The following is a 25,996-nucleotide window of genomic DNA, read 5'->3' as shown; positions in this document are numbered from 1 at the left end:
TCTGTCTGTGCCACCCCCCCCCACCCCCCCCGGGCCCGGCCCCCCCGGGGGGGGGGGGCCCCAGGCCGGGCGCGGGGGCTCGCTACTTCTTGGCGGAGCCGGCGGCCTTGCCGAAGCGGGCCTCGAAGCGGGCGACGCGGCCACCCGTGTCGAGGATCTTCTGCTTGCCCGTGTAGAACGGGTGGCACTCGGAGCAGACCTCGGCACGGATGGTGCCCTCGGTCAGGGTGCTGCGGGTGGTGAACGACGCGCCACAGGTGCAGCTGACCTGGGTCTCGACGTACTCGGGGTGGATCTCGCGCTTCAAGGTGTCTCCTAGTTCCGGGAGGGCGCCGGGTCGTCGCCGCGGGTTGCGGCGGACGTGAACCGGGGCCGACGTACCAGTCTGCCAGGACCGGCCGCATCTCCCCAAACCGGGGTGCGGGCGGCGGTATTCCCGGGGGCCGCGGGTCTAGCGGACGACGCCCTCGGCCTTGCCGGTGGCGGTGTCCTTCGTGGCCGAGGCGGGGATCGGGCGGTCGCCCTCCAGGGCCGTCCAGACCTGCTGCGCCTTCTCCTCGACGGGGACGACCCGGTTGGGGTCCGCGGGGTCGTACTGGACGGGAAGTGTCACCATGTGGACGTTTCCGGCGGAGATGCCGGTGAGGCCCTGGGCGAAGCCCATCAGCTCCTGGACGGTGTCGAGCTCGGAGTCCGGGGTGATGGCCTTGGTGGCGGCGTCGGCGACGTCCAGGAGCTTCTTGGGGTTGGTGCCGAGGCCGATGCCCTTGACCTGCTCGATGAACGCCTTCATGAACGCCTGCTGGAGCTGGATGCGGCCGAGGTCGCTGCCGTCGCCGACGCTCTTGCGGGTGCGGACGAGACCGAGGGACTGCTCGCCGTCGAGGGTGTGGGTGCCGGGCTCCAGGTCGAGGTGGCTCTTGGAGTCCTTGATGGCCCGGGTGGTGGTGATCTCGACGCCGCCGAGGGTGTCGATGAGCTTCTTGAAGCCGGTGAAGTCGACCTCGATGTAGTGGTCCATGCGGATGCCGGACATGGCCTCGACGGTCTTGACGGCGCAGGCGGGGCCGCCGACCTCGTACGCGGTGTTGAACATGGCGCGGCTCTCGCCGGCGACCTCGGTGCCCTGCCCGTCGGTGCAGGCGGGGCGGTCGACGAGGGTGTCGCGCGGGATGGAGACGACGCTCGCCTTCTTGTGGCCCTCGTAGACGTGGACGACCATCGCGGTGTCGGAGCGGGCGCCGCCCTCGTCCTTGCCGTAGGCGCCGTTGTCGCCGGAGCGGGAGTCGGAGCCGAGGACGAGGATGTCCATCGAGCCGTTGTCGACGTTCTTGGGGCGGTCGGCGCCCAGCTGGGCGTTGATGTCGACGCCCTGGAGGTTCCCGTCGAGCTTGAGGAACACGTAGCCGAGTCCGGCGCCGGCCAGCACGAGCACGGCGAGGGCGCCGGACACGGCTATGCCCGTGCGTCGGCGGCGCTTGGCGGGCGGTTTGCGGCGGCGTCCGGTGGCGCCTCCGCGTGCGCGCCCGCTCTGGATCTGCTCGGTCATCGTCTTCCCTCGGGCCTATGGTTCACCTTTTGTGACGGCGAAGCACCCGAAAGGGTTGCATACGGACCTGTGAGGTTTCGGTGAGCGAGCTGTCGGCAACGCACGGTGCCCGCCACTCGATGAGTGGCGGGCACCGTGTTCGCGCAGGTCACGAACGGGTTACGGCCGTGGGGCCGACCTCCGTCGTGTGACCGAGGTCTCCTCGACCTCAGTCGTTGTTGCCGCCCGGCGTCGTCTTCTGGATCTGCAGCAGGAACTCGCCGTTCGACTTCGTCTGCTTGAGCTTGTCCAGGAGCAGCTCGATGGCCTGCTGCTGGTCGAGCGCGTGCAGCACGCGGCGGAGCTTCCAGGTGACGGCGAGCTCGTCGCTGCCGAGGAGGATCTCCTCCTTGCGGGTGCCCGAGGCGTCGACGTCGACGGCCGGGAAGATCCGCTTGTCGGCGAGCTTCCGGTCGAGCTTGAGCTCCATGTTGCCGGTGCCCTTGAACTCCTCGAAGATCACCTCGTCCATGCGCGAGCCGGTGTCGACCAGCGCGGTGGCCAGGATGGTCAGCGAGCCGCCGTCCTCGATGTTGCGCGCGGCACCGAAGAAGCGCTTCGGCGGGTAGAGCGCGGTCGAGTCGACACCACCGGACAGGATGCGGCCGGAGGCGGGCGCCGCGAGGTTGTACGCGCGGCCCAGGCGGGTGATGGAGTCCAGCAGGACGACCACGTCGTGACCCAGCTCGACGAGGCGCTTGGCGCGCTCGATGGCCAGCTCGGCGACGGTGGTGTGGTCCTCGGCCGGGCGGTCGAAGGTCGAGGAGATGACCTCGCCCTTCACCGACCGCTGCATGTCGGTGACCTCTTCCGGACGCTCGTCGACCAGGACGACCATCAGGTGGCACTCGGGGTTGTTGTGGGTGATCGCGTTGGCGATCGCCTGCATGATCATGGTCTTGCCGGTCTTCGGCGGGGCCACGATCAGACCGCGCTGGCCCTTGCCGATCGGCGACACGAGGTCGATGATCCGCGTGGTCAGCACGCCCGGGTCGGTCTCCAGGCGGAGCCGGTCCTGCGGGTAGAGCGGGGTCAGCTTGTTGAACTCGGGGCGGCCGCGGCCGGAGTCCGGCGCCATGCCGTTGACCGAGTCCAGGCGGACCAGCGCGTTGAACTTCTCGCGGCGCTCGCCCTCCTTCGGCTGGCGGACCGCGCCGGTGAGGTGGTCGCCCTTGCGCAGACCGCTCTTGCGGACCTGGGCGAGGGAGACGTACACGTCGTTCGGACCGGGCAGGTAGCCGGAGGTCCGGATGAACGCGTAGTTGTCGAGGATGTCGAGGATGCCCGCGACGGGGATCAGGACGTCGTCGTCGGAGACCTGCGGCTCGCCGGCGGCGAACTCGTCGCGCCCGCGACGCCCGCGGCGGTCGCGGTAGCGGCCGCGCCGGCCGCGACGGCCACCCTCGAAGTCGTCGTCGTCCTGGAAGCCGCCGCCCTGCGGTCCCTGACCCTGGCCCTGGCCCTGCTGCTGGCCCTGGCCCTGGCGCTGCTGGTCCTTGCGCTGGCCGCCGCCCTGCTGCTGGTCGTCGCCCTTGCCGCGCTCGCGCTGGCGGTCGCGGCGGTCGCGGCGGTCCCGGCGGCTGCGGCCCTCGGCGCCGTCGACGGCGGCCTCGGCCTTGTCGCCCTGCGGCTCGCCCTTGGCCTCGGTACGCGTCTCGGTCTTCACGGCCTGCGCGCCCTCGGCACCCTCCGGCGAACCGGCGGGGGCGGTGGCACGGCGGCGGCGGCGCTCGCCGGCCGGCTGCTCGTCGGCCTGCTCGGCGGACTTCGACGGCTGGCCCGGGATGTCGATCTGCTGCTGGGCGGGGGCCGGCTCGGCCTTCTCCGCCTTCGGCTCGGCGGCCTCGGCGGTCTCGCCCGTGCGGGCCTTGGAGGTGGCGCGGCGCTTCGGCTTGGCCTCGGCGGCGGCCTCGGTCTTGGCGGGGGCGGCGGAGCCGGAACCGGCCTGCGCCTCCTTGATGACCTCGATCAGCTGGCTCTTGCGCATCCGCGCGGTGCCCCTGATGCCGAGGCCGGACGCGACCTGCTGCAGCTCGGCCAGGACCATGCCCTCGAGGCCGGTGCCGGAGCGGCGGCGCCGTGCGGTGCCGCCACTGGCAGCACCTGCGGCGGGCGCGGCGGCGTCGACGGTGTCGTCGGCAGTCACGCCCATCAGATCGGTGGTGTCGCTCACGAAGGGTCCTTCCCTGGAGCGGACGTCGGCCCTGTGGCTCGGCGACCGGTTGTGCTGTCCGGCAGCGGTCCTGGTTGGCGGACCGTGTCCGGGGCGGTGGTCCCGCCGGGATGCGGCGAGAGGAGAGAAAACGTGCTGTGGGTCCGGCCCGAGCGCCCCCTGCTCGGCCCTCGCGTGGAAAGAGCGAGGGGTGTCGTGCCGGTTCCGGAGCGTGCTCGAAACTGCTCAGGCAGGCTGCTCAGGCAGTTGGGGAGGCTCCCGGAAGAATGGGTGGTCCCTGAGGGGACACTCCGCACCGCTCCACAAAGAGGTCGGGTGCAGACTTGAGGTTAACACTACCGGCTCCAACAAACATTCCCCCTCTCACTCACCGGCAATCGCGTGTTCAGGACGCTGCCCGGCGTCCCGTACGGCGTCCGCCGCCGCGCCGTCAGGGCGCCAGCGGCAGCACGCTCGCTCCGGACGCGTCGAGGTCGAGCCGGTTGGCGGCCCAGCCCTCGCCCGCGAGCAGGGCGACCTTGTCGGCCGTCCCGTTGTCGGCCAGCGCGAGGACCGTGGGGCCCGCGCCGGAGATGACCGCGGGCACGCCGTCCGCCCGCAGCCGGTTCACCAGTGCGATGCTCTCCGGCATCGCGGGGGCCCGGTACTCCTGGTGCAGCCGGTCCTCGGTGGCCGCGAGCAGCAGCTCGGGGCGGCGGGTCAGGGCCTCGACGAGGAGGGCGGCGCGACCGGCGTTGGCGGCGGCGTCCACGTGCGGGACGGTGCGCGGCAGCAGGCCCCGGGCGGTCTCGGTCAGCACCGGCTTCCCGGGCACGAAAACCACCGGAACGATGGAATCCGAGGGATCCATCCTGATCGCCCGCGCGGCGCCGGCCTCGGTCCACGCGAGGGTGAAGCCGCCGAACAGACAGGCGGCGACGTTGTCGGGGTGGCCCTCGATCTCGGTGGCCAGCTCCAGGAGGGCGGCCTCGTCGAGCTTGGCGTCCCCGCCTATGGTCACGGCGCGGGCGGCGACGATGCCGGCGCAGATGGCGGCGGAGGAGGAGCCGAGGCCGCGGCCGTGCGGGATCCGGTTGGCGCAGACGACCTCCAGGCCGCGCGGCTGCCCGCCGAGCAGGTCGAAGGCCGTGCGCAGGGAGCGTACGAGCAGGTGCTTCTCGTCGCGCGGGAGCGTCTCGGCGCCCTCTCCGGCGATGTCGATGTGCAGCCCGGAGTCGGCGACCCGGACGACGACGTCGTCGTAGAGGCCCAGCGACAGGCCGAAGGCGTCGAAGCCCGGGCCGAGGTTGGCGCTGGTGGCGGGGACGCGCACCCGTACGGCGGCGGCGCGGAACGCGGGACCGGCCATCGCTCGATGACTCTCCTTGACTGCGGCAACGGGGTGTTCAAGAGAAGTGCTGGGGAACCCGGGGGGCCGTTTCGGCCGTTCGGTCGCGAAGAGGCGACCACGGCGACGACACCGCGCACATGCGCCGGGGCGGGTTCGGTACAGCCTATCGAAGGAAGGTTCTGTGGCGACATAGGGCGCACGGGAGGCGCACGATGCGTGTCGCGCGCCAACCTGTGCGCCTATGTACGTTCCTGATCGGGTTTCGACCAGGGGCCTCACCCGGTCGGGGGAGTTTCCGCTCGCTCCCGAGCATCCACTCCCCCGTTCGGGGCGTCGGGATCAGGCCAGTCCGAGCCGCTCGGCGGCGGCCGCGGCGTCCACCGGGACGGTGACCGGCTGCGGGGCGCCGGCGACGGCCCAGTCGGGGTCCTTCAGGCCGTTCCCGGTGACCGTGCAGACGATCCGCTGGCCCGGGTCGACCTTGCCCTGCTCGGCGGCCTTCAGCAGACCGGCGACCGAGGCTGCCGAGGCGGGCTCCACGAAGACGCCCTCCTGCGCGGCCAACAGGCGGTAGGCGCGCAGGATCTCACGGTCCGTCACCTCGTCGATGAAGCCGCCCGATTCGTCGCGCGCGGCGATCGCGTACTGCCACGAGGCCGGGTTGCCGATGCGGATCGCGGTGGCGATGGTCGACGGGTCCTTGACGACCTCGCCGCGCACCAGCGGGGCCGAACCGGACGCCTGGAAGCCCCACATGCGCGGCCGGCGGGTGGCCATGCCGTCGGCGGCGTACTCGGTGTAGCCCTTCCAGTAGGCCGTGATGTTGCCGGCGTTGCCGACGGGCAGCACGTGGATGTCGGGGGCGTCGCCCAGCATGTCCACGATCTCGAACGCGGCGGTCTTCTGGCCCTCGATGCGGACCGGGTTGACCGAATTGACCAGCGCCACCGGGTAGTTCTCGGAGAGCGAGCGGGCCAGCGTCAGGCAGTCGTCGAAGTTGCCGTCGACCTGGAGGATCTTCGCGCCGTGCACGAGGGCCTGGCCCATCTTGCCGAGCGCGATCTTGCCCTGGGGCACCAGCACGGCCGAGACCATCCCGGCCCGCACCGCGTACGCGGCAGCGGAGGCGGAGGTGTTGCCGGTGGAGGCGCAGATGACCGCCTTGGCACCCTCCTCCTTGGCCCGGGTGATGGCCATCGTCATGCCCCGGTCCTTGAAGGAACCGGTGGGGTTGGCGCCCTCGACCTTGAGGTGCACCTCGCAGCCCGTGCGCTCGGAGAGGACCTGAGCGGGGACGAGCGGCGTACCGCCCTCACGGAGCGTGACGACCGGCGTCGTGTCCGTGACCGGAAGGCGGTCCCGGTACTCCTCGATGATGCCGCGCCACTGGTGGGTGCCCTTGTTGGTCATGGGTCCTTACTCCCCTTCAACACGCATGATGCTGGCGACACCGCGCACGGTGTCGAGCTTGCGCAGCGCCTCGACCGTCCCGGAGAGGGCGGCGTCGGCCGCGCGGTGGGTGACGACGACGAGGGACGCCTCGCCGCCCTCCCGTCGCCCGCCGCCACCCTCAACGGAGGCGACTGCGTCGCCGCTGCTTACATTCCTGCCCTGCTGGCGCACGGTATCGATCGATACGCCGTGCTCGGCGAAGACCGTCGCGACCTGGGCGAGGACGCCCGGCTTGTCGGCCACGTCGAGACTGATGTGGTACCGCGTCACCACGTCGCCCATGGTGCTCACGGGCAGCTGGGTGTACGCGGACTCGCCGGGGCCCGTCGCCTCGTTGAGACGGTTGCGGCAGACGGCGACGATGTCGCCGAGGACGGCCGAGGCGGTCGGCGAACCGCCGGCGCCGGGGCCGTAGAACATGAGCCGCCCGGCGGCCTCCGCCTCGACGAAGACCGCGTTGTACGCCTCGCGGACGGAGGCCAGCGGGTGGCTCAGCGGGATCATCGCGGGGTGCACGCGCGCGGTGACGGACCCGCCGTCGGCGGCCCGCTCGCAGATCGCGAGCAGCTTGATGGTGCAGCCCATCTGCTTGGCGGAGGCGAAGTCGGCGGCGGTGACCTCGGTCATGCCCTCGCGGTAGACGTCGTCGAGGCGCACGCGCGTGTGGAAGGCGATCCCGGCGAGGATGGCGGCCTTGGCGGCGGCGTCGAAGCCCTCGACGTCGGCGGTCGGGTCGGCCTCGGCGTATCCGAGCGCGGTGGCCTCGTCCAGGGCCTCCTGGTAGCCGGCGCCGGTCGAGTCCATCTTGTCGAGGATGAAGTTCGTGGTGCCGTTGACGATGCCCATCACCCGGTTGATCTTGTCGCCGGCGAGGGACTCGCGGAGCGGCCGGATCAGCGGGATGGCGCCGGCGACGGCGGCCTCGTAATAGAGGTCCTGGCCGTGCTGCTCGGCGGCGGCGTAGAGGGTCGCACCGTCCTGGGCGAGCAGCGCCTTGTTGGCGGAGACCACGGAGGCGCCGTGCTCGAACGCGGTGGTGATGAGGGTGCGGGCCGGCTCGATCCCGCCGATGACCTCGACGACGACGTCGATGTCCCCGCGTTTCACCAGGGCGGTCGCGTCGGTGGTGATCAGCGCGGGGTCGATGCCGCCGCGGACCTTGTCGGGCCGGCGGACGGCGACGCCGGCGAGCTCGATCGGCGCGCCGATGCGCGCGGCGAGGTCGTCGGCGTGCGTCGTCATGATGCGCGCCACCTCGGAGCCGACAACTCCACAGCCCAGCAGCGCCACCTTCAGCGGACGCGTACGCATCATCCGACCTCGTTTCTCGTACTTCTGATTCGTATCTCTACGGTTCTGACGGGGGTGGGAACCAGTCTCACTCACCGGACGGGCGATTCAGCCGTCCGTCCGGATCCTGAGACATCGATTCCACCACCCGACTATTTCATCAGCCGACGTCGAGACGCAGGAGATCTTCCTCCGTCTCGCGCCGGACGATGACCCTTGCTTCGCCGTCGCGGACCGCCACCACGGGCGGCCGGAGGGCGTGGTTGTAGTTGCTCGCCATGGAGCGGCAGTACGCGCCGGTGGCGGGCACGGCGATCAGGTCGCCGGGCGCCAGGTCGGCGGGGAGGAAGGCGTCGCGGACGACGATGTCGCCGCTCTCGCAGTGCTTGCCGACGACCCGGGAGAGCATCGGCTCGGCGTCGCTGACGCGGGAGACGAGGCTGACGCTGTACTCGGCGTCGTAGAGGGCGGTGCGGATGTTGTCCGACATGCCGCCGTCGACGCTCACGTACGTGCGCAGCCCGTCGAGGGGCTTGATGGTGCCGACCCGGTACAGGGTGAAGGCGGTCGGACCGACGATGGCGCGGCCGGGCTCGACGGAGATCCGGGGGGTGCGCAGTCCGGCGGCCTCGCACTCGCGGGTGACGATCTCGCCGAGCGCCTTGGCGATCTCGTGCGGCTCGCGCGGGTCGTCCTCGGAGGTGTACGCGATGCCGAGGCCGCCGCCGAGGTCGATCTCGGGCAGCTCGACGCCGTGCTCGTCGCGCACCTCGGCGAGGAGCTGGACGACGCGGCGGGCGGAGACCTCGAAGCCGGCCATGTCGAAGATCTGCGAGCCGATGTGCGAGTGGATGCCGATGAGCTCCAGGCCGTCGAGCTTCAGCGCCCGGCGCACGGCCTCGGCGGCCTGTCCGCCGGCGAGGGCGATGCCGAACTTCTGGTCCTCGTGGGCGGTGGCGATGAACTCGTGGGTGTGCGCCTCGACGCCGACGGTGACGCGGATCTGGACGCGCTGCCGCTTGCCGAGCGACTGGGCGATGTGGGCGACCCGGACGATCTCCTGGAAGGAGTCGAGGACGATCCGGCCGACGCCGACCTCGACGGCCCGCCGGATCTCGGCCTCGCTCTTGTTGTTGCCGTGGAAGGCGATCCGCTCGGCGGGCATCCCGGCGGAGAGCGCGGTGGACAGCTCGCCGCCGGAGCAGACGTCGAGGTTGAGCCCCTCCTCGTGCAGCCAGCGGACGACGGCGCGGGAGAGGAACGCCTTGCCGGCGTAGAAGACGTCGGCGTCCTGGCCGAAGGCGTCGGCCCAGGCGCGGCAGCGGGTGCGGAAGTCGGTCTCGTCGAGGAAGTAGGCGGGGGTCCCGAACTCCTCGGCGAGGTCGGTGACGCGCAGTCCGCCGATGGTCGCGACGCCCTGCTCGTCGCGGGCGACGGTCCGCGCCCACACCTTGGGGTCGAGCGTGTTCAGGTCGGCGGGCGGCGCGGTGTAGTGGCCCTCGGGGAGGACGTCGGCGTGGCGGGGGCCGGCGGGGTGGGCGGAACGGCTCATGTCTGGTCAGCTCTTTCAGATCCGGTCGGGTGCGCTGATGCCGAGCACGGAGAGGCCACCGGCGAGCACCGTCCCGGCGGCTTCGGCGAGCGCGAGCCGGGAGCGGTGGGCGGCCGAGGGTTTCTCGTCGCCGAGCGGCAGAACGCTGTGCTGGAAGCCGAGCAGCGCGTCGGCGACGGCTTCGAGGTGCCGGGCGACCCGGTCGGGGGCGCGGTGGCGGGCGGCGGCGAGGAGGACCTCGGGGTGGTCGCGGAGCAGCCCGAGGAGCGGGTGCTCGACGTCGGTCCCGTCGTCGGGGAGGACCCCGAACTGCCGGCCGTTGACGAGGAGCCGCCGGGCGCGGGAGTGGGCGTACTGGACGCGGAAGAGCGGATTGCGCTCGTGCCGTACGAGGAGCGGGGGCCCGTCGAGGGGCCGGTCGTGCGGGGCGGCCCGCAGCAGCCGCCACCGGGCGGCGTCGGTCCCGAGCGCCTCGGTCTCGTCCGTACCGGGGTGGACGTACGGCCGCTCGCCGCCGGCCTCGACGCCGGCGTCGGCGCCCTGGCCGCGCAGCAGCCCGGTCAGACAGTCGACGATCACGGCGGCGCGGGCCTCGACGGGCGGCTCGAACCGGACGGTGTCCCCGGCGAGCGCGTCACTCCGCCCGTAGGCGAGCCCGGCGGTCCGGACGGCCCGGACGAGCGCGGCGCCGTCCTGGGGCCGGAGGGTGAAGTTCAGGAAGCCGGGCCCGGTGATGTCCACGGCGAGGATCCCGGCGGCGCCGTCCAGCCGCTCCTTGAGCACGGTGGCGACGTCGAGCGCGGGGCGTCCGGCGGGCCGGGCGAGGGAGAGGGCGACGCTGCTGGCGTACTCCCCCACCCCTCCGGGCCGGGCCTTCTCGACCTTCACGCGCGGGGGGACGTCGACCCGCAGCGCACCCTCGGCGACCGCACGGCGCACGGCGTGCTGCACGGTGAGGGAGAGGTCCGCGGGGGTCACGGTCCCAGCCTAGGGGAGGAGGGGGGTCGGAACGCGAACCGGTTTCGCCATCCGGGCACCCACGGCCCCCCGAGCAGGAAACCCCCAGGTCGGAACCACCCTCCCCGACCGACACCGACACCGACACCGACACGGAACTGACACTCACCGCCCGGGGCGTACGCTCCCGGCCGCGGGTCTGCCCTGGCCACCGTCCCCTGCGGACGGCTCCTCTCCCGCGTCGGGCGCACCGGCCTGTCGCCGCTGCCGGGGCTCCCGGTGCAGCAGTTGCCGGACGACCCGTACGAGCTCCGCCGGCTCGAAGGGCTTGGCGAGGAACGCGTCCGCCGCCGGGGCGGCCTCGCCCTCCCCGCCGGCGCTGATGATGGCCACGGGCAGATGCCGGGTCCGCGGATCCTCCCGCAGCCGCTGGGCGGTCTTGATGCCGTCGAGCCGTGGCATGACGACGTCGAGGGTGACGACGTCTGGCCGGACGCGATGCACGACGTCCAGACACTCGGCGCCATCGGCCGCGGTCACGACCTCGAACCCCTCGAGTTCGAGATTGACCCTGATCAACTGCCGGATGACCTTGTTGTCGTCGACAACGAGCACCCGCCCGGACATGCCTGACACGTGAACGAGAGTAGGCCGCCCCGAGGGGCTGCGTCCGGGTTTTGCCCACTTCCGACCCGTGCGAGCGAACACCCCCCTGGTGACGCCCCGGAAATACCTGTTCACAGGCACCCCGCGAGAGCTGGTAAGGTTTCACCCGTCGCCGCCAAGCAGCGACAACGCCCCCGTAGCTCAGGGGATAGAGCAACGGCCTCCGGAGCCGTGTGCGCAGGTTCGAATCCTGCCGGGGGCACTTCGCAGGAAGTGCCGAAAGACCCCGTGATCAGTGGAGACGCTGATCACGGGGTCTTTTGCTTGTCTGGGTGGCGCGTGGGGGCCGGGTAGGGGTGTGCCCCCGGTTCGGGGCCGGGGGCACGGGGGGTTTACGTCACTTGACGTTGACGGCCTTCCAGGCGGCGTTGACCGCGTTGTATTCGGGGGAGGTCGCGCCGTAGAGGTCCGACGCGGCGGAGAGGGTGGCGGTGCGGGCGCCGGCGTAGGTGGTGGAGGAGGTCATGTAGGTGGAGAGGGCCTTGTACCAGATCTGGTAGGCCTTCTGGCGGCCTATGCCGGTGAGGGTGGAGTTGTCGTAGGTCGGGGAGTTGTGGACGACTCCGTTGATGGTCTTGGTGCCGCTGCCTTCCGCCAGGAGGTAGAAGAAGTGGTTGGCCGGGCCCGAGGAGTAGTGGACGTCGAGGCGGCCGAGGCTGCTGGACCAGTAGTCGGCGGAGTTGCCGTCCTTGCTGGGCTTGTCCATGTAGCGGAGCGGGGTGCCGTTGCCGCGGATGTCGATCTTCTCGCCGATGAGGTAGTCGCCCGCGTCGGTGGCGTTGTTGGCGTAGAACTCGACCGAGGTGCCGAGGATGTCGGAGGTGGCCTCGTTGAGGCCGCCGGACTCCTTGCTGTAGCGGAGGTTCGCCGTGGAGGCGGTCAGGCCGTGGGTCATCTCGTGGCCGGCGACGTCGAGGGAGGTCAGCGGCTTGGCGTTGCCGGCGCCGTCTCCGTACGTCATGCAGAAGCAGGAGTCGGACCAGAAGGCGTTGACGTAGGCGTTGCCGTAGTGGACGCGGGAGTAGGCGGCGACGCCGTCGCCGCGGATGCCGTTGCGGCCGAGCTCGTTCTTGTAGAAGTCCCAGGTGACGGCCGCGCCGTAGTGGGCGTCGGCGGCCGCGGTCTCGCGGTTGCTCGCCAGGCCGTTGCCCCACGTGTCGGTGGAGTTGGTGAAGAGGGTGCCGGTGCCGCTGGTGGCGCCCTTCAGGTCGTACGTCTTGTGGCCGCCGCGGGCGGCGTCCGTGAGGGTGAAACCGGGCGAGGTGCCGAGGGTGACCTGGCCGCTGTACTGGGTGTTGCCGACGCCCGTCTCGATCGCCTCGTAGGAGTGCAGCTCCTTGCCGGTGGCGGCGTCCGTGATGACGTGGCGCTCGCTCGGCGTGCCGTCGTGCTGGTGGCCCATCTCCACGGTCTCCCAGGCGAGGACGGGCTTGCCGCCGGCCGCCCAGATCACCTTGCGGGCGCCTTCGCGCGCCTCGGTGGCGGACACGGTGGTCGGCACGGAGATGCGGGCCGAGGTCGCCTTGGTGGTGGAGCGGGCGCCGTTCTTCTTCTGGTGGACGACGAGGTCGCCGCCGAGGACCGGCAGGCCCTCGTAGGTGCGCTCGTACCGCGTGTGGACGGTGCCGTCCGCGTCCTTGACGACGTCGCGGACGACCAGCTTCTCCTTGTCGGCGAGGCCGAGCGCGCGGGCGGTGGCGGCGGCCGACGACTGGGCCTGCTGGATCGCGGCGGCCCGCTGGGGGGCGCTGAGGACGAGGGCGGTGGCCCCGGCCTCGGTGCCGGTCTCGTTGACGACCGCGGCTCCGGCCGTTCCGGTCTGGACTCCGACGACGACCATGGCGGCCGTGGCGGCGAGGGCGGCGGTGCGGACGACGGTCCGGCGGTGCGAGGACTGCTGGCGGATCACGCGGGCTCCTTCGCTGAAACGCGTGGGGGTTCATGTGGGGGGTGACGCGGAGGGGAGCGTGCCAGGAGAACGGGATCTTTGACAGGTATGCAACAAGAATTTGACCATCTGTTGTCCGAAGGACGGCGTGGGCTGTCCGCTATGCGGCATGTCAACCGACCGCGGGGCGGGCGCGGTTCGGGTGCGGTACGGGCGCGGTGCGGGCGCAGTACGGGTGCGGTTCGGGTGCGGTACGGGTGCGGTTCGGGCATGATTCGGCCCCCTGTCTCCGGGAGGGAGACAGGGGGCCGATGGTGGTTCAGGGGCGTCCCGGGGTCAGGCGGTGCGCTTCCTCGGTGCCGCCTTCGCCGTCTTCGTTGTCTTCGTCGCCTTCGTCGCCTTCGTTGCTTTCTTGGCTGCCGTCTTCTTCGCCGCCGTCGCCTTCTCGGCCGTCTTCTTCGCGGGCGTCGTCTTCTTCGCCGCCGCCTTCTTCGCCGGGGCCTTCTTCGCCGGGCGGCTCGTGATGTCCGTGACCGCGGCCGGTTCGCCGCGGGCCTCCTTCGCCTCGCGGACGCTCTTCTCCAGCGCCGCCATCAGGTCGATCACCTGGCCGCCGCCGCCCTCCTCGCCCGGCTCCGGGGGCGCCACGCCCTCCCCGCCCGCCGCCTTCGCCGCGATCATCTCCTCCACCGCCTCGCGGTAGTCGTCGTGGAGGGTGCTGATGTCGACCTCGCCGAGGGTGGCCATCAGGGCGTCCGCCAGGTCGAGTTCGGCGTCACGGACCGTCACCGGGGTCTCCGGGGCCACGCCCTCCGGCGCGCGGATCTCATCGGGCCAGAGCAGGCCGTGCATGGCGATCACGTCGTCCACGACCCGGAGCATGCCGAGCCGCTCCCGGCCCCGGAGGGCGTACTTCGCCACCGCCACCTTGTCGCTGCGCTTCAGCGCCTCCCGCAGGAGCGTGTACGGCTTGGCGGCCGGCACCCCGTTCGCCGAGAGGTAGTACGCGGCGTCCATCTGGAGCGGGTCGATGTCGCCGGCCGGGACGAAGGCGACGATCTCGATCGTCTTGGCCGTGGGCAGCGGCAGCGCGGCCAGGTCCTCGTCGGTGATCGGGATCATGGTCCCGTCGGCGTCCTCGTACGCCTTCCCGATCTCGGCCTGCCCGACCTCCTCGCCGTCCAGCTCGCAGACCTTCCGGTAGCGGATCCGGCCGCCGTCCGCGGCGTGGATCTGGCGGAAGGAGACGGACCGGCTCTCGGTGGCGTTCACCAGCTTGATCGGGATGCTGACCAGGCCGAAGGATATGGCGCCGTTCCAGATCGATCGCACGATTCGTCCCCTTCGTACCGGTCCGGCGGGAAACATGGGAGTCTCATCGTATGACGCCCATCACAGAGGTGGCGGGGCGGCGCATCACGCTCAGCAACCTCGGCAAGGTCATCCACCCCGCCACGGGCACCACCAAGGGCGAGCTGCTGCACTACTACGCCACCGTCGAGGCCGCGATCCTGCCGCATCTGCGCGACCGGCCCGTCTCCTTCCTGCGCTATCCGGACGGGCCCGGCGGGCAGCTCTTCTTCACCAAGAATCCGCCGCCCGGTACGCCCGCCTGGGTGGCCACCACGCCCGTGCCGCGCACCGAGGACCCGCGCGCCCGGCAGGTGATGGTCCAGGACCTGCCGTCGCTGGTGTGGGCGTCCAACCTGGTCGTGGAGTTCCACACCCCGCAGTGGACCGCCGCCTCCCCCGCCGTCGCCGACCGGCTGGTCCTCGATCTCGACCCGGGGCCGCCGGCCACCGTCGTCGACTGCTGCCGGGTCGCGCTCCACCTGCGCGAACGGCTCGCCGGGGACGGTCTGACCGCCTTCGCCAAGACCTCCGGCGCCAAGGGGCTCCATCTGCTGGTCCCGGTGGTGCCGACGCCGTCCGGGCAGGTCTCCGCGTACGCGAAGCGGCTCGCCGTCGAGGCGGAGGCGGAGCTGCCGCGGCTGGTCACGCACCGGATGACGAAGGCGCTGCGCGCCGGGAAGGTCTTCGTCGACCACAGCCAGAACGCCGCCGCCAAGACCACCGCCACCCCCTACACCCTCCGGGCCCGGGAGCGGCCCACCGTCTCCGCGCCGGTCACCTGGGAGGAGGTCGAGGCGTGCGCGGACCCGGCGGACCTGGCCTTCGTGATGGGCGACATCGCGCCACGTCTGGAGCGGTACGGGGAGCTGCTGGGGCCCCTGTTCGACGCGGGGCGGGCGGGGGGCGTGCCGTGAACGGCGACGCCGGTGGGGGCGGGGTCGTGCTCGTGCCGCCGGTGGACGTCATGCGGCCGCGGTCGGTGGAGGAGATCCCGGCGCAGGCGCCGCCGCCGCGGGAGCTCCAGTACTCGCTCAAGCTCGACGGCTTCCGGGCGCTCGCCTTCGTCCTGGAGGGCGGGCGGGTGGTGCTCCAGTCGCGGTCCCGGCGCGACCTCGCCCCCGAGTTCCCGGACATCGCGGCGGCGCTGGCGGCCACGCTGCCGCCCGGGATCGTGCTGGACGGGGAGCTGTGCGCGTACCGCGAGGGGCGGCTGAGCTTCACCGATCTGCTGCGTTCGCACGCCGACCGGGTACGGACCGGGGTGCCCGTCTCGTACATCGCCTTCGACCTGCTCGCCGTGCCCGGCCGGGACGTCCGGGCGCTGCCGCTGCGGGACCGGTGGGAGCTGCTGGGCGCGGCGCTGAGCGAGGCCGGGCCGCCGCTGCAGCGGGTGCTGGCGACGGGCGACGAGGAGACCGCGCGCGGCTGGTTCCGGGACCTGCGGGAGGCGGGCGTGGAGGGGGTGGTGGCCAAGGCGATGGGCTCGGCGTACCGCTCCGGTGCCACCTGGGCCTGGCGGAAGGTGCGGCACTCCGAGACCGTGGACGCGGAGCTGATCGGGCTGGTGGGGCCGGCCGGGCGGCCCCGGGCGCTGCTGGTCCGGCTGCCGGACGGGCGGACGCTGACGACGGTGCCCCGGCTGACCCCGGTGCAGGCGCGGCAGGCCGGGGCGCGGGTCGCGGAGGCCGGCGGCGGGCTGACGGCGGAGACCGATCCCGAGCACGGTCCGGTGCTGCGGCTCGCCCGTCCGCTGGCGGTGGAGCTGCGGCAGGTCGCCGGACGGCAGGCCGGCGCCCCCGCGTTCGTACGGTTCCGGGGCGAGGGGGTGTGAGACGCCCGCTCCCCCACCGGCCCCACGCGCGCGTGCGACCACCGGCCCCCGCCGGCCGACCGCCGCGGCTTCGGCCGGCCCCACCCGTACGTGCCAAACCGGTCCGCACGCGCGCGTGCCACCCGGTCCCACCCGCACGTGCCGCCCCGGTCCCTCCCGCGCACGTGCCGACCCCGCCCTCACCCGCACGCGCCAACCCACCCTCACGCGCGCGTGCGACCCGGCCCTCATGCACGCGCGTGGGGGCCTTTTCGCGCACAACGGCGGGTCCGCGCACCGTACATGGCGCAAACCGAGCGCAACGTTCCCCGGTCGTGGGGCGGGTGGCGCCGGTTCGGCGTCGATGTCCTTCCTGTGGTGCACACTTGCTGCCTGGTAGAGGGCTCACGGGGAAGGCGGCCTGGCAATGCTCACGGGGATCGAGGAGGTCGACTGGGCCTCGCTGGGGCACGCGTACGGCCCCGCGGACGACGTTCCGGCGCTGCTCCGCGGTCTCGCCTCGCCGGACCCCGCCGAGCGGGAGGCCGGCCTCGACGGCATGTACGGCGCGGTCCACCACCAGGGCGACGTGTACGACTCCACGCTCGCCTGCATCCCCTTCCTGCTCGAACTGGTCGCGGATCCCGTCGTCCAGGACCGCGGCGGCATCGTCGAACTGCTCACCAGCATCGGCGGGATCGAGCTCGACGACGAGGACGACGACCTGGACGGGCCGGCCGGGCCCGGCGGGGACGACGCCGGGTTCGTCCCGGCCGCGAACTTCGCGATGGCGGCCGCCGCCGTCGCCGCCGGCGCCGACGTCTTCCTCGGCCTGGTCGACGACGCCGACCCGGAGGTGCGGCTCGCCGCGCCGGTGGCGCTGGCCTCGCTGCACCCGGACCCCGCGCGCGTGCTGACCCTGCTGCGGGAGCGGCTGACCGTGGAGCCGGACACCGAGGTGCGGCTCGCGCTGGTCGAGGCGGTGGGGCGGATCGCGCTGCGGCACGCCTCGCTGCGCGCCGAGACCGTCGACTGGCTGGGCTGGCTGGCGCGGGCGGCCCAGGACCCGGGGCTGCGGCTCGCGGCGCTGGCGCAGCTCGCGCGGTGCTCCCCCGGTCGGATCCCGGACGACATCGTGGGGCGCGTGACGGAGCTCCTGGAGGAGATCCGGACGGCGCCGGAGCCGGACGACGGGGGCGGCGAGCCGGGTCCCGCGCGGATGCCGGTGACGCTCGTGGGGCAGGTGCGCGAGCTGCTGGAGGAGCACGTGGCGGGGCGGCGGACGCCGTGGACGGAGGAGCTGCTGCGGACCCTGCACGGCGCGCTGGACGACCGGGTGGACGACCGGATCGCGCTGATCGTGGCGCAGCTGCGGAGCCCCGACCCGGGGCAGCGGTCGGACGCGATCTGGCTGTGCGGCGGGCTGATACGGCTCTGGCGGGGGCGGTACGAGGAGGTCGTGCGGCTCGTCGGCGCGCAGCTCGCCGACCCCGACGCGCGGCTCCGGGAGGCCGCCACCTCCTTCCTGGAGCGGCTCTTCGAGCGGACGGCCCCGGCGGCCGACGCACTCGCGGACGTCCTGGCGCGGGGGCCGGGCGGGGCGCCGGCGACCTCCGGCGGCCTCGCGGAGCTGACCGGCAGGACCGGGCGGGACGGCGCGCTGCTGGCGCTGGCGCGGAGCGGCGACGCCCGTGCCGTGCCGCTGCTCGCGCGGGCGCTCCAGGGCCCGGGCGAGGTGCGGCGGGAACTGCTGTACGCGGTCGACGGCCTCGGGCCGGCCGCGGCGGGGCTCGCGCCGCTGCTGCGGCGGCGGCTGGCGGCGGTGGAGCTGGACGAGGACCTGTACGACCGGGCGGCGCCGCTGCTGTACGCGCTGGCGGCGGTACGGGGCGGCCAGGCGCTGCCCGAGGTGCTGCGGGTGCTGCGCGGGGCGCCGGGGTACCGGCGCGACTGGGTGCGGGAGGCGGCGGCGCGGACCCTCGGCGCGTTCGGGCCCGCGGCCCGGGAGGCCGTACCGGAGCTGCGGGAGCTGCTGGCCTCGGACTCGGCGACGGTCGCCACGACGGCGGCGCGCGCGCTGTGGGAGGTCGAGGGCGACGCGGACGCGGTGGTGCCGGTGCTGGTGCGGTGGCTGCGGCCGGGTTCGTCGGGCGCCGACCGGTGCGCGGCGGCGCAGGCGCTGGGCGCGATCGGCCCGGCGGCGGCCGGGGCGGCGCGGGCGCTGCGGCCGGGGCTGACCTCGCGTGACCTGTGGGAGCGGGTGCGGTGCGCGGCGGCCCTGTGGCGGGTGTCCGGGGAGACGGGGCGGGCGCTGCCGGTGCTGCTCGCGGCCTGGGAGGAGAACCGGCACGCGCGCGTGGACATCGCCGAGTGCCTCGCCGAGATGGGCCCGGCCGCGGCGGAGGCCCAGCTGCCGATCCTCACCGAGCTGACCCGCCGCCGGCGGCACAACGCCCGGGAGGGCGCCTCCGGCAGCCATGACATCCACCAGGACGAGAAGCTCCTGACCCTGTGCCGCGCGGCCCTGGCCCGGATGGAACGACCGGGCCCGTGGCGCGAGGGGCGGGCGGCGGAGGGTGCGGGCCGCCCGGGGGGCCGGGCGGCGGAGGGAGTGGGCCACGCCGAGGCGGAGGGGGACGGCGGGTGACCGGGACGGCCCCGGTCCGGGTCCGGGCCCGGGTGTCGGCGTACGCGCTCGTGGTGCGCGAGGGGCGGATGCTGCTGACGCGCCTGTCGGACGCCTCGCCGGTCTTCGCGCCGGGCCTGTGGCATCTGCCGGGCGGGGGCGTCGACCCGGGCGAGCAGCCCGTCGAGGCACTGGTCCGGGAGCTTCGGGAGGAGACCGGTCTGGAGGCGGCCGGTGTCCGGCTGCTCGACGCGCGGAGCTACGGGGTCCGGCGGGACGGCGTCACCTGGCATCTGACCGCGCTCTTCTACGCCGTCGAGCCGGCGGAGGGGGCGGAGGCGGCGGAGGGGCCGGAGGGGCCGGAGTGCGCGGAGGAGGCCGAAGCCGGAGTGCCCGTGGTCGCCGAGACCGGCGGCTCCACCGACGCCGTGGCCTGGGTCCCGCTGCCCGACCTGCCGGACGTGCCCCTCTCCCCGCCGGCCGCGGACGCGCTGCGCCTGCTGCCGTCGCCGACCCCCGGCGACGGCCGACCGGGGCGGCCCCCCCCGCCCACCCCCCCCCCCCCCCCGCCGGCGGGCGGGGCCCCCCCCCCCCCCCCCGCCCGCACCGCCCCCCCCCCCCGCGGCCGCCGCCCCCGGGCCGCAGGCTCCCGCCCCCCCCCCCCGCCCCCCCCCGACGGGCGCGGCCCCGCCAGGCCACGCCCGCCCCGGACGACGCCTGACGGACGCGACGTCCGCCGAGCCGTGCCCGTGCCCGCCCCCGACGGCCCCTGACGGGCGCGGTGTCCGCCGGGCTCCACCCCCGAAGAGGGATGTCCTTCTCCATTTGGACATATGGTCTTTCCGAGACCGCCCCTCCGACCCGGGAGCCCCGTGAGCGTCCGCACCGCCGTCCGTGCCCTCGCCGCCGTCGCCGTGCTCGGCGTGGCGACGGCGGGCTGCGGCGGCGACGGCGGTCTCCGGAGCGACGGGCCGGTGGAGACGGCGGTGGGGCCGGTGCGGCTCTGGCCGGAGCTGCCGCCCGCCTCGGACCCGCCCGTCGACTACGGGGAGACGGACACCGAGCGGGTGCCGGGGATCACCGTGCGGGGCGCCGACGTGCGGACCGTGGACCCGGTCGCGGTGGTCCGGGCCGAGGTGGCCGCCCACCCCGACACGTACACCGGCGGCGACGGGATGTACGAGGAGACCGCCCGCGCGATCCTCGCCTGCGACACCGCGCCGGCGGCCTGCCCGGTGCTCTCGCCGTACTACCGGGACCTCACGGGGAACGGCCGGGACGAGCTGATCGTCGGGATCCGGATGCCCGAGCAGCAGGTCGCCGTCCGGGTGTACCTCGTCGAGCGGGGCGGGCTCACCCGGGTGATGTCCACGGTCGAGCAGGTGATCAGCGTGGAGCTGGCGGGCCGGGACCTGATCGTCCGGGCCGCCTCGGCGGGGATCCCCGGGTACGAGTACCGCACCGCGTGGTCGTGGGACGAGCGGCAGCACAGCATGCTTCCGGCGCGCGACGAGATCGTGCCCGTACGCACGCCGACGGCGGCCCCGCGCAGCACCTCGCCGCGTCCGGAGCCCGTCCCGTGACCGCGCGCCGCGCCCGCCGGCCCCGGGCGCCCGCCTGGACCGCGACGCTCACCTGGAAGGCCGCGGTCTTCATCGCCGTGATGTGCTGCGCGCTGGCCGCACTGCTCGGCACGCTGGTGCACGTCTCGGTGACCGGGCAGACCGAGCGGGACGCCCGGGAGAAGGCGCTGGCCCGGCTGGTGGAGGTGACCCGGCTGTACGAGGCGGGCGAGCCGCTGCCGCCGTCCGCCGGGCTCGACCCGGACGGGCTGCCGGAGCCGCTGCGGCGGCTGACGGCACGCGGCGAGCGCGGCACCATGATCGCCGACCACGAGGGCCGGCCCACCGTGTGGGCGGCGGGCCCGGCGGACGGGCACGCGCTCGCCGTCCGGCTCGACCACAGCCTCGGCGCGGGGACCATCGACGCCCTCGACCGGTCGATCGTCGGCTCCTCGGTGCTCGCGATCGCGGCGACCCTGGCCGTCGGGGTCGCGGCCGTCACCCGGGTCACCCGCCGGCTGCACGCGACCGCGCAGGTGGCCCGCCGGATCACCGCCGGCGACCTGGACGCGCGCGTGGACGACCCGCGGACGAAGGACCCCCGGCGCCCGCAGGACGAGGTGGCGACGGTCTCCGGGGCGCTCGACACCATGGCCTCCTCGCTCCAGCGCAAGCTGCAGAGCGAGCAGCGGTTCACGGCGGACGTGGCCCATGAGCTGCGGACCCCGCTGACCGGGCTGTCGGCCGCCGCCGAGCTGCTGCCGGAGGGGCGGCCCGCGGAGCTGGTGCGGGACCGGGTGCGGGCGATGCGGGGGCTGACCGAGGACCTGCTGGAGATCTCCCGGCTCGACGCCCGCAACGAGACCGTCGACCTGGCCGTGCACGAACTCGGGCCGCTGGTCGAGCGGGTGGTGCGCGCCTCGGGCACCGCGACGGAGGTGCGGATCGTCCGGGACGCGGAGGTCGAGACCGACCGGCGGCGGCTGGAGCGCGTGCTCGGCAACCTGGTCGCCAACGCGCACCGGCACGGCCGCCCGCCGGTGGTGGTGACCGTGGACGGGCCGGCGGTGACCGTGCGGGACCACGGGCCGGGCTATCCGGAGTACCTCCTCACCTCCGGTCCGCAGCGCTTCCGCACCGAGAGCGGCGGCAAGGGGCACGGTCTGGGCCTGACGATCGCGGTGGGGCAGGCGGGGGTGATCGGGGCGGAGCTCGCCTTCGCCAACGTCCCGGACGGCGGGGCGGAGGCGCGGATCCGGCTGCCGGAGTACGTGCGGCTCGCGGACGACGGCCCGGAGGGATGAACAGCCCTCACGGCACACCGTCACACAAAAGGGACATACGGCATACGGCTTGCTACGTTGCCGACCATGACCGCACCTCGGACCACGGACGCGCCCCCGGGCGCGCCGCCGCCCGGTGTCCGGGGTCCGAAGCGGCGCGGGGTGGAGCTGGTGCTGCTCCTCGGCGCCGTCCTCATCTCCGTCTGCGGCTACGCCTCGGTGGGCCTGGCCCACGACGGGGCGGTGCCGCCGGACGCCGCCCGGTACGGGGCGGGGCTCGGGCTCCTCGCGCTGCTCGCGCACCTCGCCGTGCGGTTCCGGGCCCCGTACGCCGATCCGCTCCTGCTGCCGATCGCCCTGCTGCTCAACGGGCTCGGTCTGGTGCTGATCTACCGGCTGGACCTGGAGACCCCCCGCGACCAGGCGGCCACCACGCAGCTGGTGTGGTCGACGCTCGGCGTCGCGCTGTTCATCGTGGTCGTCCTCGTGCTGCGCGACCACCGCGCCCTCCAGGGGTACGCGTACGTCTCCGTCGCCGCCGCGCTCGCCCTGATGATCCTGCCGATCTTCTTCCCGGCGGTGAACGGGGCCCGGATCTGGATCCGGATCGGCGGGCTCTCCTTCCAGCCGGGGGAGTTCGCGAAGATCCTGCTGGCGGTCTTCTTCGCCGCGTACCTCTCGGCCAACCTCAGCGCGCTCGCGTACGCCGGGCGCCGGATCTGGAGGTTCCAGTTCCCCACCTGGCGGGTGCTCGGGCCGATCGTGGCGATCTGGCTGCTGAGCGTCGGCGTCCTCGTCCTGGAGCGGGACCTCGGCACCTCGCTGCTCTTCTTCGGCCTCTTCGTGATCATGCTGTACGTGGCCACCGGGCGCACCGGCTGGATCGCGATCGGGCTGCTGCTGGCCGGCGCGGGGGCCTTCCTCATCGGCTCCGTCGAACCGCACGTGCACGGCCGGGTGGAGGACTGGCTCGATCCGTACGCCTCCATCCGGGCCGGGGACGGGCCCGGGCAGCTCGCCCAGTCGCTCTTCGCCTTCGCCGCCGGCGGGATGCTCGGCACCGGCCTCGGTCTCGGCCACTCGGTCCTCATCGGCTTCGCCGCCAAGTCGGACTTCATCCTGGCGACGGCCGGGGAGGAGCTGGGGCTGGTCGGGCTGACCGCGCTCTTCCTGCTGTACGCGCTCTTCGTGGCGCGCGGCTACCGGGCCGGGCTCGCGCTGCGGGACCCCTTCGGGCGGCTGCTCGCGGTGGGGCTGGCGTCGATCGTGGCGCTCCAGGTCTTCGTGATCGCGGGCGGGGTGATGGGGCTGATCCCGCTGACCGGCATGGCGATGCCGTTCCTGGCGCAGGGCGGTTCGTCGGTGGTGACCAACTGGGTGATCGTCGCCCTCCTGATCCGGGTCAGCGACTCGGCGCGGGCCCCGCAGCCGGAGACCGCCGAGACCGGCGAGCTGGCCCGGGTGGAGGCCGGCCGGTGATCCGGTACATCCGGCGGGCCGCCGCGCTCTGCCTGCTGCTGCTCGTCGCGCTGCTGGTCAACGCGGCCCGGGTGATGCTGGTCGAGGCCGGGGAGCTGGACGCGAACCCGGCCAACCGGCGGGGCGCCATCGCCCGCTGGGCCGAGCCGCGCGGCGCGATCGTCGTCGACGGGAAGCCGGTGACCGGCTCCCGGGACAGCGGCCAGCAGCTGCGCTGGGAGCGGACCTACCGCCGGGGTCCGCTGTACGCGCCGGTGACCGGCTACGCCTCCCAGACGTACGGCACCACGATGGTCGAGCACGCGGAGGACGCGATCCTCGCCGGCACCGACCCGATGCTGGCGCCGCTGCCGCTGTGGAACGACCTCACCCGGGGCCGCTCCCCCGGCGGCGACGTGGTGACGACGATCCGCGCCCCGATGCAGGAGGCCGCCTACCGGGGGCTCGACGGCAAGCGCGGCGCGGTCGTCGCGCTCGAACCGTCGAGCGGCCGGATCCTGGCGCTGGTCTCCTCCCCCTCGTACGAGCCGGGCGTGCTCTCCGGCACCGGCCCGGACGTGAAGGACGCCTGGACCCGGCTGACCACCTCGCCGAACCAGCCGATGCTCAACCGGGCGCTGCGGCAGACCTATCCGCCCGGCTCCACCTTCAAGATCGTGACGGCGGCGGCGGCGCTGGACTCGGGGGTGGTGCGGGACGTGGACGCGCCGACGGACACCCCGGACCCCTTCGTGCTGCCCGGCACCCGGCAGGTGCTGCCGAACGAGGCCCGGGGCTGCGAGGACGCCTCGCTCGCGTACGCCCTCCAGTGGTCCTGCAACACGGTGATGGCCGGGCTCGGCGTGGACGTCGGACTGGCCGGGATGGTGGAGGCGGCGGAACGGTTCGGCTTCGACGACGCGACGCTGCGGGTGCCGTCCTGGGTGGCGAGGTCCAACTTCGACCGGGACATGAGCCCGGACCAGCTGGCGCTGTCGTCGATCGGGCAGTTCAACACGACGGCGACCCCGCTCCAGATGGCGATGGTGGCGGCGGCGGTCGCCAACACCGGGGAGATCGCGCAGCCGTACCTGGTGGACCGGACGACGACCTCCGGCGGCACGACCGTGGACCGCACCCCGCGCCGCACCCACCGGCAGGCGATGAGCCCGTCGACCGCGCTCCAGCTCCAGCGGCTGATGGTGCGGGCGGTGGACGAGGGGACGGGCGCGAACGCGGCGATCCCCGGGGCCCGGGTCGGCGGCAAGACGGGCACCGCGCAGCACGGCCTCGGCAACACGGGGACCCCGTACGCCTGGTTCATCGCCTGGGCGCAGGCGGAGGACTCGGGCCGGCCGGCGGTGGCGGTGGCGGTGGTCGTGGAGGACGCGGAGGCGTCCCGTACGGACATCAGCGGCGGCGGCAGCGCGGCGCCGATCGCCCGGGACGTGATGCGGGAGGCGCTGCGCCTGGAGGCGGAGGCCCGGGCGTCCGGCGCGCCGGGCGCGCGGGGCGCGCGAGCGACGGAGCAGGCGTCCCCGCCCCGCCCCCGGGGCGCCCCGGGCACTCGCCCGGGCCCACGCCCCACCGACACCCCGCCGGCGGACGCCCCGCCCTCTCCCCCCGCCCGCCCTCGCGGAGCGCCCGGAGCGAGCGGTACGGGCTGATCGGCGCGCCGGCCCTCCCGGCCCGCGCCCGCCGGCTCCCCCGGCCCGCCCCTCGGGCCGGCCGCGCTGGGCGGCCGGGCGTCACGGCGGCGCGGACCCCGGACCGTCAGTCCTCCTCCGCCGCGCCGTCCTCGATCGCCCGCTCCACCTCGGCGACCCGCTCGCGCTCCTCCGCCGCGAAGCGTTCCGCGTCCAGCCGCTCGGCGATCTCCTCGTCCTGGGTCATCAGCAGGTCGAGGTTGGAGTCGCCGAGGTCGAAGACGCCCATGTCGAGGTAGGCCTTCTGGAGGCGTTCGCCCCAGAGGCCGATGTCCTTGACGCAGGGCACGATCCGGCTGAACAGCAGCTTCCGGAAGAGGTGCAGGAACTCGTTCCGCTCGCTGAACTCCTCCGCCTCCTTCCGCCCGACGCCGAAGTTCTCCAGGACCTCGACCCCGCGCAGCCGGTCCCGCATGAGGTAGCAGCCCTCGATGACGAACTCCTCGCGTTCGCGCAGTTCGGCGTCGGTGAGCTGCTTGTAGTGGTCGCGCAGCGCCATCCGGCCGAAGGCCACGTGCCGGGCCTCGTCCTGCATGACGTAGGCGAGGATCTGCTTCGGCAGCGGCTTGTCGGTGGTGTCGCGGATCATGCCGAAGGCGGCGAGGGCCAGGCCCTCGATGAGCACCTGCATGCCGAGGTAGGGCATGTCCCAGCGGGAGTCGCGGAGGGTGTCGTCGAGGAGGGCCTGGAGGTGGTCGTCGATCGGGTAGAGCATCCCGATCTTCTCGTGGAGGAAGCGGCCGTAGATCTCGGCGTGCCGGGCCTCGTCCATGGTCTGGGTGGCGGAGTAGAACTTGGCGTCGAGGTCGGGCGCGGACTCGACGATCCGGGCGGCGCAGACCATGGCGCCCTGCTCGCCGTGGAGGAACTGGCTGAAGTTCCAGGAGGCGTAGTGGCGGCGCAGCTCGCCCTTGTCCTTCTCGGTGAGCTTGGCCCAGTGGCGGGTGCCGTACAGGGCGAGCGTCTCGTCGGGGGTGCCGAGCGGGTCGTACGGGTCGACCTGGAGGTCCCAGTCGATGCGGCGGGCGCCGTCCCACTGCTTGTCCTTGCCCTTCTGGTAGAGGGCGAGGAGCCGGTCACGGCCGGCTTCGGCCATGTCGTACTCCCAGGAGAAGCGGGCCTCTCCGGTGGCCGGGATCTCCCGGCCGGGTCCGGACGGCGGGTTCACGTAGAGCTCGTGCGTCGACATCGACCACTCCTTCCGGCCTGACGGCACGTCAGCCGTCGTCAGCAGGCTCACACGTTGCTGGACGAAGCGTCAACAAGTCGTGCGGAAGGGATTGACGGGCTTGCTGACGGGCA

General features: G+C 73.7%; 20 protein-coding genes and 1 tRNA gene. 9 read left to right on the top strand and 12 right to left on the bottom strand.

What is annotated here, in order from left to right; all coding sequences use genetic code 11:
* Positions 1-82 precede the first annotated feature (82 nt).
* The 9 genes from rpmE to ACFW1I_RS12140 form a co-directional block, all read right to left on the bottom strand.
* Positions 83-307 (bottom strand): 50S ribosomal protein L31, encoded by a 225-nt coding sequence (gene rpmE, locus ACFW1I_RS12180; RefSeq protein ID WP_030761597.1) that lies wholly within the window; start codon positions 305-307, stop codon positions 83-85.
* A gap of 144 nt (positions 308-451) precedes the next feature.
* Positions 452-1,549, bottom strand: coding sequence for an LCP family protein (locus ACFW1I_RS12175; RefSeq protein WP_384669086.1), 1,098 nt, complete (start codon positions 1,547-1,549; stop codon positions 452-454).
* 208 nt (positions 1,550-1,757) lie between these two features.
* Positions 1,758-3,761 carry a transcription termination factor Rho gene (gene rho, locus ACFW1I_RS12170; protein WP_384669085.1) on the bottom strand — a complete coding sequence of 668 codons (2,004 nt, stop codon included), beginning with the start codon at positions 3,759-3,761 and terminating at the stop codon, positions 1,758-1,760.
* A 430-nt stretch (positions 3,762-4,191) separates the two neighbouring features.
* Positions 4,192-5,109, bottom strand: coding sequence for a homoserine kinase (gene thrB, locus ACFW1I_RS12165; protein ID WP_384669083.1), 918 nt, complete (start codon positions 5,107-5,109; stop codon positions 4,192-4,194).
* A gap of 321 nt (positions 5,110-5,430) precedes the next feature.
* A complete protein-coding gene (gene thrC / locus ACFW1I_RS12160) occupies positions 5,431-6,501 on the bottom strand; it encodes a threonine synthase (RefSeq protein ID WP_384669082.1) in 1,071 nt (356 codons plus the stop codon).
* 6 nt (positions 6,502-6,507) lie between these two features.
* Positions 6,508-7,857 carry a homoserine dehydrogenase gene (locus ACFW1I_RS12155; protein ID WP_384669080.1) on the bottom strand — a complete coding sequence of 450 codons (1,350 nt, stop codon included), beginning with the start codon at positions 7,855-7,857 and terminating at the stop codon, positions 6,508-6,510.
* Positions 7,858-7,993: 136 nt separating this feature from the next.
* Entirely contained in the window at positions 7,994-9,385 is a 1,392-nt protein-coding gene (lysA, locus tag ACFW1I_RS12150; RefSeq protein WP_384669079.1) for a diaminopimelate decarboxylase, read from the bottom strand.
* Positions 9,386-9,400: 15 nt separating this feature from the next.
* Entirely contained in the window at positions 9,401-10,363 is a 963-nt protein-coding gene (gene nrtL / locus ACFW1I_RS12145) for an ArgS-related anticodon-binding protein NrtL (RefSeq protein ID WP_384669077.1), read from the bottom strand.
* Between the two features lie 144 nt (positions 10,364-10,507).
* A complete protein-coding gene (locus ACFW1I_RS12140) occupies positions 10,508-10,969 on the bottom strand; it encodes a response regulator (protein ID WP_384669108.1) in 462 nt (153 codons plus the stop codon).
* Between the two features lie 169 nt (positions 10,970-11,138).
* On the opposite strand from ACFW1I_RS12140, the gene ACFW1I_RS12135 reads away from it, so the two are divergent.
* Positions 11,139-11,210 (top strand) — tRNA-Arg (locus ACFW1I_RS12135).
* A 135-nt stretch (positions 11,211-11,345) separates the two neighbouring features.
* Here ACFW1I_RS12135 and ACFW1I_RS12130 read toward each other — a convergent pair.
* Together ACFW1I_RS12130 and ACFW1I_RS12125 are read right to left on the bottom strand one after the other, a co-directional pair.
* Positions 11,346-12,848 carry a M4 family metallopeptidase gene (locus tag ACFW1I_RS12130; RefSeq protein ID WP_384669107.1) on the bottom strand — a complete coding sequence of 501 codons (1,503 nt, stop codon included), beginning with the start codon at positions 12,846-12,848 and terminating at the stop codon, positions 11,346-11,348.
* Positions 12,849-13,232: 384 nt separating this feature from the next.
* The gene (locus tag ACFW1I_RS12125; RefSeq protein ID WP_384669076.1) at positions 13,233-14,228 is read right to left on the bottom strand and encodes a Ku protein; all 996 of its coding nucleotides are present in this window, start codon (positions 14,226-14,228) and stop codon (positions 13,233-13,235) included.
* 50 nt (positions 14,229-14,278) lie between these two features.
* Here ACFW1I_RS12125 and ligD point away from each other — a divergent pair, with 50 nt between their 5' ends.
* The 8 genes from ligD (at position 14,279) to ACFW1I_RS12085 (ending at position 24,655) form a co-directional block, all read left to right on the top strand.
* Complete coding sequence (ligD, locus tag ACFW1I_RS12120; RefSeq protein ID WP_384669074.1) at positions 14,279-15,163, top strand: non-homologous end-joining DNA ligase; 885 nt, start codon at positions 14,279-14,281, stop codon at positions 15,161-15,163.
* Entirely contained in the window at positions 15,160-16,080 is a 921-nt protein-coding gene (locus ACFW1I_RS12115; RefSeq protein ID WP_384669073.1) for a DNA ligase, read from the top strand. Before ligD ends, ACFW1I_RS12115 begins: the two co-directional genes overlap by 4 nt.
* Before the next feature lie 406 nt (positions 16,081-16,486).
* Positions 16,487-18,706 (top strand): PBS lyase, encoded by a 2,220-nt coding sequence (locus ACFW1I_RS12110; protein WP_384669072.1) that lies wholly within the window; start codon positions 16,487-16,489, stop codon positions 18,704-18,706.
* Positions 18,703-19,458 (top strand): NUDIX hydrolase, encoded by a 756-nt coding sequence (locus tag ACFW1I_RS12105; protein WP_384669070.1) that lies wholly within the window; start codon positions 18,703-18,705, stop codon positions 19,456-19,458. The genes ACFW1I_RS12110 and ACFW1I_RS12105 overlap by 4 nt, the downstream gene beginning before the upstream one ends.
* Before the next feature lie 60 nt (positions 19,459-19,518).
* Positions 19,519-20,268, top strand: coding sequence for a hypothetical protein (locus tag ACFW1I_RS12100; protein ID WP_384669069.1), 750 nt, complete (start codon positions 19,519-19,521; stop codon positions 20,266-20,268).
* Positions 20,265-21,551, top strand: coding sequence for an ATP-binding protein (locus ACFW1I_RS12095; protein WP_384669067.1), 1,287 nt, complete (start codon positions 20,265-20,267; stop codon positions 21,549-21,551). The genes ACFW1I_RS12100 and ACFW1I_RS12095 overlap by 4 nt, the downstream gene beginning before the upstream one ends.
* A gap of 66 nt (positions 21,552-21,617) precedes the next feature.
* Positions 21,618-23,009 (top strand): FtsW/RodA/SpoVE family cell cycle protein, encoded by a 1,392-nt coding sequence (locus ACFW1I_RS12090; RefSeq protein ID WP_384669066.1) that lies wholly within the window; start codon positions 21,618-21,620, stop codon positions 23,007-23,009.
* On the top strand, positions 23,006-24,655 hold the full coding sequence (locus ACFW1I_RS12085) for a penicillin-binding transpeptidase domain-containing protein (protein WP_384669064.1): 1,650 nt from the start codon (positions 23,006-23,008) through the stop codon (positions 24,653-24,655). The genes ACFW1I_RS12090 and ACFW1I_RS12085 overlap by 4 nt, the downstream gene beginning before the upstream one ends.
* A gap of 106 nt (positions 24,656-24,761) precedes the next feature.
* On the opposite strand, the gene ACFW1I_RS12080 is transcribed toward ACFW1I_RS12085, so the two are convergent.
* Positions 24,762-25,883: a ferritin-like domain-containing protein gene (locus ACFW1I_RS12080; RefSeq protein WP_384669062.1), complete on the bottom strand. Its 1,122-nt coding sequence runs from the start codon at positions 25,881-25,883 to the stop codon at positions 24,762-24,764.
* Between the last annotated feature and the right edge of the window lie 113 nt (positions 25,884-25,996).

This window comes from Streptomyces sp. NPDC058955 (genome assembly GCF_042741435.1).
Lineage (GTDB): Bacteria > Actinomycetota > Actinomycetes > Streptomycetales > Streptomycetaceae > Streptomyces.
This window is presented reverse-complemented; position numbering and strand designations above follow the sequence as displayed.

What these genes read in the sequence shown, in the direction of transcription:
- ACFW1I_RS12175 (WP_384669086.1), bottom strand. Translation starts at nt 1,549, where the DNA reads ATGACCGAGCAGATCCAGAGCGGGCGCGCACGCGGAGGCGCCACCGGA.
- thrB (WP_384669083.1), bottom strand. Translation starts at nt 5,109, where the DNA reads ATGGCCGGTCCCGCGTTCCGCGCCGCCGCCGTACGGGTGCGCGTCCCC.
- thrC (WP_384669082.1), bottom strand. Translation starts at nt 6,501, where the DNA reads ATGACCAACAAGGGCACCCACCAGTGGCGCGGCATCATCGAGGAGTAC.
- ACFW1I_RS12155 (WP_384669080.1), bottom strand. Translation starts at nt 7,857, where the DNA reads ATGATGCGTACGCGTCCGCTGAAGGTGGCGCTGCTGGGCTGTGGAGTT.
- lysA (WP_384669079.1), bottom strand. Translation starts at nt 9,385, where the DNA reads ATGAGCCGTTCCGCCCACCCCGCCGGCCCCCGCCACGCCGACGTCCTC.
- ACFW1I_RS12140 (WP_384669108.1), bottom strand. Translation starts at nt 10,969, where the DNA reads ATGTCCGGGCGGGTGCTCGTTGTCGACGACAACAAGGTCATCCGGCAG.
- ACFW1I_RS12130 (WP_384669107.1), bottom strand. Translation starts at nt 12,848, where the DNA reads ATGGTCGTCGTCGGAGTCCAGACCGGAACGGCCGGAGCCGCGGTCGTC.
- ligD (WP_384669074.1), top strand. Translation starts at nt 14,279, where the DNA reads ATGACGCCCATCACAGAGGTGGCGGGGCGGCGCATCACGCTCAGCAAC.
- ACFW1I_RS12110 (WP_384669072.1), top strand. Translation starts at nt 16,487, where the DNA reads ATGCTCACGGGGATCGAGGAGGTCGACTGGGCCTCGCTGGGGCACGCG.
- ACFW1I_RS12100 (WP_384669069.1), top strand. Translation starts at nt 19,519, where the DNA reads ATGGTCTTTCCGAGACCGCCCCTCCGACCCGGGAGCCCCGTGAGCGTC.
- ACFW1I_RS12090 (WP_384669066.1), top strand. Translation starts at nt 21,618, where the DNA reads ATGACCGCACCTCGGACCACGGACGCGCCCCCGGGCGCGCCGCCGCCC.
- ACFW1I_RS12080 (WP_384669062.1), bottom strand. Translation starts at nt 25,883, where the DNA reads ATGTCGACGCACGAGCTCTACGTGAACCCGCCGTCCGGACCCGGCCGG.